This is a genomic window from Spirulina subsalsa CS-330, from assembly GCF_028330765.1.
GTDB classification, from domain to species: Bacteria; Cyanobacteriota; Cyanobacteriia; order Cyanobacteriales; family Spirulinaceae; genus Spirulina; species Spirulina subsalsa_A.
Window position 1 is genome coordinate 1 of sequence record NZ_JAQMTY010000137.1, and the last position, 11,522, is coordinate 11,522.

13 protein-coding genes are annotated in these 11,522 nt (G+C 55.7%); 10 read left to right on the forward strand and 3 right to left on the reverse strand.

The annotated features are described in order from the left end of the window. Window positions 1-393 precede the first annotated feature (393 nt). Window positions 394-768: a phosphomannose isomerase type II C-terminal cupin domain gene (locus PN477_RS09165; protein WP_272120330.1), complete on the reverse strand. Its 375-nt coding sequence runs from the start codon at window positions 766-768 to the stop codon at window positions 394-396. A 181-nt stretch (window positions 769-949) separates the two neighbouring features. On the opposite strand from PN477_RS09165, the gene PN477_RS09170 reads away from it, so the two are divergent. The 5 genes from PN477_RS09170 to PN477_RS09190 all read left to right on the forward strand — a co-directional run bounded on the left by PN477_RS09170 (window position 950) and on the right by PN477_RS09190 (window position 3,381). Next, complete coding sequence (locus PN477_RS09170; protein ID WP_272120332.1) at window positions 950-1,810, forward strand: M48 family metalloprotease; 861 nt, start codon at window positions 950-952, stop codon at window positions 1,808-1,810. 570 nt (window positions 1,811-2,380) lie between these two features. Further along, entirely contained in the window at window positions 2,381-2,653 is a 273-nt protein-coding gene (locus tag PN477_RS09175; protein WP_272120334.1) for a BrnT family toxin, read from the forward strand. A 2-nt stretch (window positions 2,654-2,655) separates the two neighbouring features. Further along, window positions 2,656-2,919, forward strand: a complete 264-nt coding sequence (locus tag PN477_RS09180; protein ID WP_272120336.1) for a hypothetical protein — start codon at window positions 2,656-2,658, stop codon at window positions 2,917-2,919. A gap of 60 nt (window positions 2,920-2,979) precedes the next feature. Continuing rightward, complete coding sequence (locus tag PN477_RS09185; protein WP_272120338.1) at window positions 2,980-3,195, forward strand: hypothetical protein; 216 nt, start codon at window positions 2,980-2,982, stop codon at window positions 3,193-3,195. A 27-nt stretch (window positions 3,196-3,222) separates the two neighbouring features. Continuing rightward, window positions 3,223-3,381: a hypothetical protein gene (locus PN477_RS09190; protein WP_272120340.1), complete on the forward strand. Its 159-nt coding sequence runs from the start codon at window positions 3,223-3,225 to the stop codon at window positions 3,379-3,381. A gap of 17 nt (window positions 3,382-3,398) precedes the next feature. On the opposite strand, the gene PN477_RS09195 is transcribed toward PN477_RS09190, so the two are convergent. Next, entirely contained in the window at window positions 3,399-4,334 is a 936-nt protein-coding gene (locus PN477_RS09195; RefSeq protein WP_272120342.1) for a serine hydrolase, read from the reverse strand. 14 nt (window positions 4,335-4,348) lie between these two features. Between PN477_RS09195 and PN477_RS09200 the strand changes: the two genes are divergently transcribed. Both PN477_RS09200 and PN477_RS09205 read left to right on the forward strand, forming a co-directional pair. Continuing rightward, on the forward strand, window positions 4,349-5,059 hold the full coding sequence (locus PN477_RS09200; protein WP_272120344.1) for a C40 family peptidase: 711 nt from the start codon (window positions 4,349-4,351) through the stop codon (window positions 5,057-5,059). Window positions 5,060-5,370: 311 nt separating this feature from the next. Then, window positions 5,371-5,967 carry a Maf family protein gene (locus PN477_RS09205; protein ID WP_272120345.1) on the forward strand — a complete coding sequence of 199 codons (597 nt, stop codon included), beginning with the start codon at window positions 5,371-5,373 and terminating at the stop codon, window positions 5,965-5,967. Between the two features lie 109 nt (window positions 5,968-6,076). On the opposite strand, the gene PN477_RS09210 is transcribed toward PN477_RS09205, so the two are convergent. Next, entirely contained in the window at window positions 6,077-7,984 is a 1,908-nt protein-coding gene (locus PN477_RS09210; RefSeq protein WP_272120346.1) for an ArnT family glycosyltransferase, read from the reverse strand. 187 nt (window positions 7,985-8,171) lie between these two features. Here PN477_RS09210 and egtC point away from each other — a divergent pair, with 187 nt between their 5' ends. From egtC to PN477_RS09225, 3 genes are all read left to right on the forward strand, one after another. Next, complete coding sequence (egtC, locus tag PN477_RS09215) at window positions 8,172-8,951, forward strand: ergothioneine biosynthesis protein EgtC (protein ID WP_272120349.1); 780 nt, start codon at window positions 8,172-8,174, stop codon at window positions 8,949-8,951. Continuing rightward, on the forward strand, window positions 8,929-10,194 hold the full coding sequence (locus PN477_RS09220) for an SUMF1/EgtB/PvdO family nonheme iron enzyme (protein WP_272120351.1): 1,266 nt from the start codon (window positions 8,929-8,931) through the stop codon (window positions 10,192-10,194). The genes egtC and PN477_RS09220 overlap by 23 nt, the downstream gene beginning before the upstream one ends. Window positions 10,195-10,269: 75 nt before the next feature. Further along, entirely contained in the window at window positions 10,270-11,247 is a 978-nt protein-coding gene (locus PN477_RS09225) for a glycosyltransferase family 10 domain-containing protein (RefSeq protein ID WP_272120353.1), read from the forward strand. Window positions 11,248-11,522: the final 275 nt, after the last annotated feature.

Sequence of the window (11,522 nt, forward strand, 5' to 3'; positions counted from 1 at the left end):
CCGCTGGGCTAGCGGGGATAGTCTGTGGAGCGAACGTAAGACCATAAACTCCTTGCGGGTGGAGGCTGTTGCTATGAAGCAGAAACCTAAGATGTGAATCTTAGGAATCACTGTGGCTTTAGCCCGGTGAGGATGTCAAGAGCCAATTAAGCACTAGCCAGGGCGGTTAGGACATTCAGAGACTCTGGAACAAGGGGCTTAAGCCCCTTGCCTGTCCTAAGCCCCTTGCCTGTCCTAAGCCCCTTGCCTGTCTTAATGCCCTTGTTGATTGCTATAAATGCAGTGTCATGGCATTGCTAAAATCAGGCTTGATTGTAGGGTGGGTTGGGCGGCTTAAACTCCCGTTATCACTGCAATTTAGCAATCCGCCGTAACCCACCGATTACGGGGTCATTAACTCTCCTGATCCGGCAGGCGAATAATATCTTCGTCGCCCAAAAATTCCCCATTTTGTACCTCAATCATCACCAAGGGAATCACCCCCGGATTTTCGACCCGGTGCTGCACATTCATCGGCACATAGGTGGATTGTTTTTGCATTAATAATGTTTCTTTGCCGTCACAAATGAGCCGCGCTGTTCCCGACACCACCACCCAATGCTCGCTGCGGTGGTAGTGCATTTGGGTGCTGATGTGGTGTTGGGGCTTGACTTCGATCCGGTTGATCCGATAGCGGGGGCCTTCTTCGAGGACGGTGACCGTTCCCCAGGGACGTTCTTCGACGCGGATACCTGGGCGGGGCTGTTCGGGGGTGTTGGTGTCACTCATGGATGATTCTCCTTGGGCTGAAACTGATACTTTCGATTATGCGAAATCTGCACCGATCCGGGATCAAATCTTAAGCCGTTTTACGGGTTTGCCCGACCCTGACAAGGACGGATTTTACCCTAGCCGGGGAGGAAGCGCGATCGCTAGGATCAAGTCATACAAAGCAACCTCCCAAACCGCCATGTTTAACCAAACCAAAACGTTGATTCTCTTGACTGTCCTCAGTGCGCTTTTGATCGGGATTAGCTACACGATCATCGGAGGCTGGGGCGGGGCCATGTTAGGGGTTGGACTGGCTGCCCTGACGAATTTTGGCTCTTGGTATTACTCCGATCGCATCGCCCTCGCCGCTTACCAAGCCCAACCCGTCACCGTCGCCCAAGCCCCGGATCTCTATCGCATCGTGGAGACCTTGAGCCGCAAAGCTGATCTACCAATGCCCGCTGTATATGTTGTGCCCACCGAGGCGGCCAACGCCTTCGCCACCGGGCGCGATCCTGACCATGCTGCCGTCGCCGTCACGGAAGGATTGCTCAAGCTGTTGACCCCGGCGGAAGTGGAAGCGGTACTCGCCCACGAATTGAGCCATGTGATCAACCGTGACACCCTGACCCAAGCGGTGGCAGCAACGATCGCCGGGGCGATCGCCTTCCTCGCCCAGATGGCCAGCTATAGCCTCATGTTCTTTGGCGGTGGGCGCGATCGCGAAAATAGCAACGGTTTCGGTCTGTTACTGACGATTATTGTGGCCCCCTTGGCCGCGACGATCTTACAACTGGGCATTTCTCGCACCCGTGAATTCAGTGCCGATGCTGGCGCTGCCCGTCTGACGGGGAATCCCCGCGCTCTGATCAGTGCGCTGCAACGCCTCGAACAGGCCGCCAAAAAACAACCGATGCCCGGAAATCCTGCCTTTCAAACCCTGCTGATCTTCGGCGGCGGCAGTGGCGACACCCTTGCGAAACTCTTTTCCACTCACCCCAGCACCGAAGACCGGGTTAAAAAACTCCTCGAACTGGATCGGCAATTAGTAGCTGCGTAGGTGTTCTGTGAAGGTGCGATCGCGCCCCCTTGAATTGAATTCCCAACCAATAGCAACAGCGCGTCTTTCACCGAGAAAGACGCGCTGTTTTGCATTGGGGGGAGTTAATGGACAGCGATCGCCCAAAAGTGTTAAGCATGATGATGCCACGCTCACCTCAATATCAAGATTCTCTGAACGGATCTGTTTGAAGCGATCATCTTTTAAATTCTCCTACCTCTGATGATGAGCTGATATAGGTGGGTAGGCTCAATTAAATGAAAAATAGCTCAATCTGTGTAACCCATGCTGCACAAGGGTTTAACGTTTCCAGGCATTGCTGAATCTTACCAATAATTCGTCCCTCCTACTTAGCACTAGCCGGGACATTCAGGACATTCAGAAACTCTGGAACAAGGGGCTTAAGCCCCTTGCCTGTCCGCATCAAGTTGTCCACTGCTATAAAATGAGTAATTTGAGAGTCTGTTGAATGGGGTAAATGGCGGTCTCTTGCGGATCTGAACGATGCGATCACCGTCTAGGCTCCCCTGCTTTGAACGATCAAATACGTTAAAAATTGCTAAAGTATCAATGAAGCCTTTTTGCTGGAATGCCGATAAAAATCAACAGGTGCAAGCAGAGAGAGGAGTCAGCTTTGAGCAAGTATTACGGGCAATTCAACAGGATCAAATTCTTGATATTATTGAACACCCTAACCGCCAAAAATATCCAAATCAGAGAATTTTCATTCTCAACATGAATCAATACGTTTATCTTGTGCCATTCGTTGAATTTGAGAGTGAAATCTTTCTGAAGACGATTATTCCCAGTCGGAAACTAAAGCGAAAGTACTTAGGAGATTAACAATGACCCCGTTAGATGTTGAAGAATTAGCGATTTTAGAGTCTGTTGAACTCGGTGAATGGCGGTCTATTCCTGATCTGAATAATGCGATCGCACAGTATCAACAGGATGCCCAGGTTCAGCTCAATGCCCTAGAATTCGTTAACATTGAGCTGCCCTTGGATGATCTCCAAGCCTTTCGCATTTTTGCTCAACAATCGGGAGTTTCGGTCTCAGTACTGATCTCAACAGTGCTGCATCAATTTATTCGCGATCGCCAAGTGTAATTTCTGATAGGCGATCGCACCGTCCGCTTAACAGTCTCAACACCTCATGGATGTGGTCACATGGACATTCCCCACCTGGGTTCTCTAGTTAACGTCAATCTCCGGAAAGCCTGGCAAAACGAAGCTCAAAACTTTACGCCTTGGCTGGCGAAGCATCTCGATCAACTTGCGGAAAAGATTGGCATTCCCCTCGAACTTGAAGGGCAAGAGGTTCCCGTCGAAACGTTTGCCGCTGATATTTTGGCTCGCAATCCCCAGGACGACACATTGGTATGAATTGAGAATCAACTGGAAAGTTCACAGATGCAGGGCCATGACTTCCCCAGCACCTTATCCGGTCAATATCACGATCCAAATCAATGGGAACATCTTGCGGACTGGCTTCACGCCACCGCCGATCGCTATGGGGCAATACTCAAGGACAGTTTCAACCCCAATCCAGACAGCGATCGCAGCGTTTGAGATCCGTGACAGGGCGATCATAGATCGGTCATTTTTTGGAGGATGGTGTGGGAGATGAAGGGGATGATTTCGCGGTTTTGGCTGTTGAGGCGGCCTTCGGTGAAGATGACGAGGAGATAGGGCTGGGTGTAGGGGGCTTCGATGTAGGCGGCATCATGGCGGACGCGGGATGTCCAACCGGCCTTAGACCAAATTTTGGTTTGACTGGGCAGACCTTCCCCGATGAAGCCCATCACTTGGTTTTCTTCGTTGGCGGGGAGTTCGCTGGCCTGGGCGGAGCGCCGGAGGAGTTTCATCATCGCTTGACAGCGATCGCGCGACACCGCCACGCCCCCGATGATGCTATGGAGCAGGCGAGCGATCGCATCCGTCGTCAACATATTGCGGTTTTCCAAGGTTTCCCCCACAAACTGCCGCTCTCGCCCGTAGGGGCCATCGCCCCAGGTTTTTTGATTAATATTCACCCCGCGCAACTCTTCCCAGCCCAGGGCTTGGTAATACCGATTGATAATCTGACGCTGTTTCGCCCAGGCCGCGAATAAATCCGGCGGCAACTCCGGCCCGCTCGTCGTCCCACTGAGCACATCCACCACCAAACTCGTGGCATCGTTGCTCGAATCGATGATCATATCGGCGATCGCCCGCTCCAGTTCCGGCGACGACGGAACCATCTCTTTTTCCAGCCATTCCTGAATCGCCACCAGGTAAAACAACTTGACCACACTGGCCGGATAAATCCGCTCCACGCCCCGATAGCTAAAGCCCCGCACCGGATAGCCCCAAAACTCCCCGGAGGAAATCGCCCCGCCCGTATTCACAATCACCGGATCGTCATACACTATCCAGGTGAGCGCGATCTGATTGCGAGCCAGGCCCGGAAACTTGGCCCAAGCGGCGGCGAGTACATCCTGTCCGAGTTGTTCGAGGGTCGCGTCGTTCTGAAAAAACAGCATGAAATCCTTGAGTGATGCCAACTTCCCCCCATTTTGCCCCCTCTCCTAGCGGGGAGTACCGTTGTGGCGAAAATCTTAATCTCTACACCTCGTCGGCCTGTACCGGGTTGGCGACCCAAGCCGCAGCGGGGCGGCAGTTGCGAATTATCGGAACGGCGGAGAATGCGGTACAGGTGCAGCTTTGCGAGGATGATTATCTGGCTTGGTTGGATCTCAGCGATCGCACCTTGATCGCACCCGCCCCCGAACCCTATCAAGCCGTGCGGGTCGAGCGGGATGATATTGAACGCCGGATCGAAGGTGCGATCGCCTTTGCCCGCGCTGCCATGGCTCAACCCCATCACTACCTTTGGGGCGGCACGGTTGCGCCCAATTACGACTGTTCCGGCCTGATGCAGGCGGCCTTTGCCTCGGTGGGCGTGTGGTTGCCCCGCGATTCCTATCAACAGGGGGCATTCACGACAGCGATCGCGTTTGAGGAACTCCAAGCGGGGGATCTGCTCTTTTTCCAAGAACCAGAGAAAAGCCGCATTTCCCATGTGGCGCTCTATCTGGGCGATGGGGACTATCTCCACAGTTCCGGCGTGCAACGGGGCCGTAATGGGATTGGGATTGATCCATTCACGGCCAACGGCAGCGAAATCGGGGCCCGCTACTATCCCCTGCGCCACAGTGCCGGCCGGATTTTGCACAGTTACCAACCCGGCGACGGCTGGGCGGGTTAATCCTCGTCATTCCTCGTGACCTGGCTCTGCCAGGTTATGTCCCTGGGCGGCTCTGCCGCTGGTCTGCTTGGCGGTGGCAGAGCCGCCCTAGTACAGAGTCAAGACTTAATATTCAGATTGTATTGAATGTCCAACACTCAACGTGACGGTGCGTTACGCTAACAGCACCCTACAAACATCCTGATTCTTGGCATTGACGCTGCACTAGCAGCACGTCATGGCAGAGCCATGACACGAGGGTGAGGGTTGACGAGGGTTGTTTTGGGGGTGAATCGTGGCAAAATTTGGATCAACCCGATCGCTCTTGTGCTATGGATTTTGTACTTGCTTCTGCTTCCACCGCCCGTCAACAACTGCTCGCCCAAGCGGGGATTCCTGCCCTGACCTGTAAAAGTGGCTTTGATGAAGACCAAGTGCAGATCGCTGATCCGGTGGAGTTGGTGAATACCTTGGCGCGGTGTAAGGCGGAGTGTGTGTTACCTCGCTATTCCCAGGCGTTGGTGTTGGGGTGTGATTCGGTGTTGTCGATTGGGGGCGAGATCCACGGTAAACCGGAAACGCCGGCAGTTGCGATCGCACGTTGGCAACAGATGCGCGGCAATGTGGGAACCCTCTACACCGGTCACGCCTTGTTTGACGGCACGACCGGAAAATCGGTGATTCGCTGCGGCATCACTCAGGTTAAATTTGCCCCGATTAGCGATCGCATCATTGAAGCCTATGTAGCGACCGGGGAGCCGATGAACTGCGCCGGGTGTTTTGCGATCGACGGCCAAGGCGGTCTGTTTGTGGAAAAGCTCGACGGCTGCCACAGTAACGTGATTGGCCTCAGTTTGCCCCTCCTCCATGAAATGCTCAACGAACTCGGCCACAGCATCGAAGAGTTTTGGCAAACCCAGCCGCACTGATATAGCACGAGTCGAAGAGATTAGGACAAGGGTATGGGAACAAGGGGCTTAAGCCCCTTGCCTGGCTTAACGATCTCGACCACTGCTATAACCGCCCGTCGGCCTGAAGTCATGGGGGCGGCGAATCATCCCCAATCACCCGACCCCAGAGGTGATGCCCAAAGGCGCGATCGCTCGGTTGAGGTTCAGTGTAAAGGGTGTCGTGATAGAGCAGGAGTCCCGGCGGTAGAGATGCGATCGCCCCTGGATCAAACCCCGCCACAAAACCATTCAACGGGACAACGGTTTGACCCTGAAAGAGGGGATATTCCGGGAAACTTTTGGGCAGCACCGTATACAGCCGCTGCTGGGGGTGTGCGTCGAGCCAGTTCCCCACCCGCCCCAAGGCATGGGCGAGGGGTAAATTGCCCCGCGTTAACTGTTCAATGCGGTTGAGTTGGAACACTGAGGGCCAATGCTGTTCTCCCTGTTGGGTGGGGATCAGGGGGTAGGCTTCGCGAAAGAGGAGCGTAGTGATCGAAGAGATGGACGCGGTAATCAGGATCAGCGAGGTGAACAGTGCAACCCCCCGTTGCATGAGCCGGGGGCGGTCAATCTGCCACCATTGCACCACCAGCGGCACGGCGAACACCGCCCCGGCAATGAAATAGCGACCCCGCCACGGGTCGTATTGGGAGGTGAGGGCTTGGGTGGCGAGGAAGATCAGGAAACTAAGGGACAGGGGCAGGAACGATCGCAGCGATCGCATCCATGCAAACCCAAGGGCCGGCACAATCAACAGGCCCAACACCCCCCAATAGGACACATCTTCTTGGGCGAGGGGTTGATCGAGGAGGAAGGGCGATCGCGCCCACTGGGCTTGGTCAATCGGTAGCCCCAACTGCTGAAAGGGGAACAGGAACAGGCGTTGTAACCCGGAATGGATCGAGTGAATCCAGCCCCAGGCCGGGAGACCATCGAGGGAAATCAGTTGGGAGCCGTAGCGCACCATGTTGATCAAGCCGAGGTGCAGCCGTTGGGGGAGGGAAATGTCAGGGAGGGAATGTTCGGTGTAGACGAGTTCCGGGCCGATGGGGTCGCCAAACTGGTGGAGGTTTTGGGCATAGCCTGCGGTCGCGAAGACAATCAGCAGCACGCCCAATAAAACGGCGCAAAATGTCCAGAGGAAGGGACGACGCAGCGATCGCCCCTGATACCACAGGAGCAAGAACACCAAGGCGGGGCCGTAGAGCAAGGCCGAGCTTTTCATCCCCAGAGCCAGACCAAAACAGAGGGCCGTGGGTAGAGCATACCGGAGGGTCGGGCGTTGAACCCACCGGAGGCCAAAGAACACCGCCCCGGCCAACAATCCCCCCATCAACAATTCCACTTGGGTGGTGGTCATTTGCAAGTTGACAATGGTTAGGTTCAAAAAGACACCACCGGCGAGGAGGGCGGGCAAGATGCGATCGCTCAACTGCAACGCAATCCCCACCATCGCCACCGCGCCCCCCACACCGCCCAAATATTGAACCAAATTAACCGACTGCTCCCAACCCAACAGCATCCAAGCGGCAATGTTCAAATACGCACCATAGACCGGATGGGTGATTTGGGCCCAATAGTTAGCATCAAAAAAATCGGTGCTTTGGTGTTGGATGTAGTAGAGGGCGCGGGGTAGGAGATAGGCTGCACTATCAACGTTGTACGGATAGAGGATGGTGCAGAGGATCAGGTTGAGTCCCAGGATCGCGACGGTGGTGAGGAGAAAGAGTTTTTCAGCGGGGCGGGCGGGGTGGATGGCATGGCGCAGGGGGGTGATGCTGGGGGGATGGTTGCGCCAATAGTGCCACAGTGCGATCGCACTGCCGCCGAGAATCACCCCCCCACCGAGCCGCCACAGGGTCGGATCACCTAAGCGGTGAGCGCGATCCAGAAGAATCCCCACGAGGACGATCGCGCCACACCATCCCGTCAACAGGATCACGATGGGTTCAATGAGGTGGGTGATCAGGGTTTCGTGGGGGCGGTGTTCCATAGAATGGCCAACAAGGGATAGGGACGCAAATTTTCTCACCCTAGTTTAGCGAGGGAGGATCACGGGTTGGGGTGGCGGCTGCGATCGCACCGCAACGGATCGCCGGGGAATATTTGGGATACAGTTAAGGCTGAAAGCCTGATGATATCGGCTTTTTTTTGCTCTGTTTATCGTCATTTTTTGCCCCATGTGTCGTTTATTGGCGTATCTTGGCCCTCCCCTGCAACTGGATCGCATTGTGATTAAACCGCCCCATTCCCTTGTGGTGCAAAGCTATGCCCCCCAAGAAATGCAGGAGGCCCTACTCAATGCCGACGGCTTTGGGTTGGGGTGGTATCACCGCGATCGCGCTGAATTGCCCTATCTCTATAAAAACACCTGCCCGATCTGGAATGATGTGAATTTACCCCATTTGACGCGCTATGTGGAAACGCGCTGCATGGTGGGGTATGTGCGCAGTGCCACGCCGGGTTTGGCGGTGGATTTGGGCAATTGCCAGCCGTTTAGTAAGGGGCATTTACTGTTTAGTCATAACGGCTATATTGACCGGTTTCGCCATACCTTGCGCCGCCCGATTCGGAATTTGCTCAGTGAAAAGGCGGATGAATGGGTGCAGGGGAGTACGGATTCAGAATATCTCTATGCGTTGGTGCTGACCTATTTAGCCCAAATGCCTTTAGAGGAGGCGATCGCAGCGGCTCTGCATCAAATCGGGGACTTGGCGCGATCGCCCTTTTGCAAATTTACCGCCACCACGATCGCCAGCACGGGCGATCGTCTCATTGCCTGCCGCTACGCCAATTTTGACATCCTGCCAACCCTCTACTGGCTCCAAAATGATCCCCACTATCCGGAGGCGGTGATTCTCGCCTCTGAACCCTTATTTGCAGGCAATTGGCAGCCCTGTCCGCCCCAAAGTCGTTTAATTGTGGAACCGAGTCTTGATGTCACCATTACCCCCCTTTGATCCGGCCTTCTTGATCCCAGGCGGCGATCGCGCTGCCCTCCGTATCGTCCTGCGTCACCATTGGGCCGCCTGCCGCGATCGCACCCTCGCCCTGTTCGACACCATCACCGCTGCGCAGTTCTGCCCCCAATTGCACGGCGACTACAGCCCGCTGGGGTGGCATTTGGGGCATCTTGGCTGGACTGAAGAACTGTGGATTTTGCAGCAGTGCGCCGGAGAAAAGCCCCTCGATCCCACCTTAAATCGTCTCTTTGCGGCAGATAGTTTACCCAAGGCCGAGCGGCAACAGTTACCGGATCGGGGCTGGATCTTGGACTATCTGGCGGAAGTGCGATCGCGGGTGTTTGCCTATCTCGATCGCGCTCCGGTAGACCAACAAGCCCGCCTCTGGGTGTGGCTGTTGCAGCACGAAAGCCAGCATAACGAAACCGTGGCCTTTCTCCATCGCCTCGCCACCGGTTTACCCACGCTCCCGGCCACCGCCCTACCCAGTCCCGACTTTGACAGCGTGATCATTCCGGCCGGAACGGTGGTGGTGGGGTGCGATCGCATCCATGCCCAGGATAATGAACGACCGGCCCAACGGGTTTGGGTGGATGGGTTTGAATGCGATCGCTTTCCCGTCACCCAGGGCCAATATCACGAGTTCATCGCCGCCGACGGTTACCAAAACCCCGACCATTGGAGCGCGGCCGGGTGGCAGTGGCGCACCACCCACGCCATCACCCAACCCCTCCATTGGCAGCCCGATCCCGCCGGGCAGCATCACCCCGTCTGCGGCATCAGTTACTACGAAGCCGAAGCCTATGCCCATTTTGTCGGCAAACGTCTACCCACGGAATGGGAATGGGAAAAAGCCGCCGGGAGCAATGGCAGCCGTGCAACCCTGTGGCCCTATCCTTGGGGCGAAGATCCCCCCCAACCCCACCACGGCAATTTTGACACCCAGATCGGCCATACCACCGCCGTCAATGCCTACCCCCAAGGCCAAAGCAAAACCGGCTGCTGGGATTTATTGGGCAATGCTTGGGAATGGACGGCGACCCCCTTCGCGCCCTATCCAGGATTTGAGGCCTATCCCTATCGGGGCTATTCGGCGGCCTATTTTGATGGGCAACATCAGGTGATGCGGGGGGGGAGTTGGGCGACGCGACCCTGGGGGCTGCGCAATAGTTTTCGCAATTGGTATCAGCCTTGGGTGCGGGAAATTTTTGTGGGGGTGCGGTTGGTGCGATCGCTGTGATTCAGGGGCCGTCTTTTTCCGGTCGCGATCGCCACGAGATCGGCTAGGCTAGAGCGAGAATATGGGGAATTGACGATGACCGCACCGCTTACCATTGGCATGATCAGCAGTTACGGGGGCTTGACCCAAGGGGATTGGCTCTGGTCGCAAACCCCCCATCCCTGCGGCCGGTGGGGCAAGATCCAAATCCTCGCCCCGTCTCAAAAACCGGATTATCTGCTGCTCTACAATTTCCACGATTTCCCCACCGAACCCGCCCCGATTCCCCTGGGGCAACGCTGGCGGCGCAGTGTTCGCGCCCAACGCCAGGCCCAAGCGGTACAGAATGCTAGGATGCGCGATCGCCTTGCTCAACTGCCCAAAGAGCGGATCATCTCCCTCGTGCGTGAACCGCCTTTCCCGGAAAAAGATCGCGATCGCCGCACCGCCTACGCCCAAGCCCAGCACTATTGCGGCTATGTGTCGGGCCCTGATGATTGGGCCCCGATCTCAGAACCGATGCCCGCCATTTGGTACTACAATCGCGGTTTTCGGGAACTGGATAGCCTCGGCCCGCCGGAAAAAACTGAACGCTGCTGCTGGATCACCTCCGGGATTAATCGCACCCAATGTCACCGCGATCGCCTCGCCTTCCTCAAACTCCTGCGCGACACCGAAACCCCCTTTGATCTGTATGGGCGCGGTCTCCCAGCCTGGGCCCAAGGTCGCGGCGAACTGGTGAACAAAGCCAACGCCCTCGGCCCCTACTATTACAACCTCGCCATTGAGAACTACGCCGAGAATGATTGGTATGTGAGTGAAAAGCTGTGGGATGCGCTGCTGGGTTGGTGTTTGCCGATTTACCATGGCGGCTCGGCGGCCGATCGCCTCTTGCCCCCTGGGAGTTTTCTGCGCTTGCCCAGTTTAGACGCGGCGGGGGCGGCCTATATTCGGGAGGTTACGTCTACTCTTGATGCCTGGCATGAGGCCCAGGCGGCGATCGCTGAAGCCCGCCAAATCATTCTCCATCGACTCAATCTCGTCCATTGGCTCTCGGAATTAGTCAACGCCTAGATCACTCAGGATTTACGCAGGGACACACACAAACAAGGGGCTTAAGCCCCTTGCCTCAACGAAAAACTGAGAGATTGGCCAGAAATTTGCGTAAGTCCTGTTGCTGATGCGATCGCCCCCTGTTTGTAAATCCTCGTATTGACATACTCCCCCACTAAACCCTACGGGCTATAGTGGGAGATTCTGAACAGCCAGTTACCTGACCATTTATCCACTCAAACAACGAGAGTTGCAGAGGGTTGCTAGGCTCAACGACTAACGCCATTGATTTATCC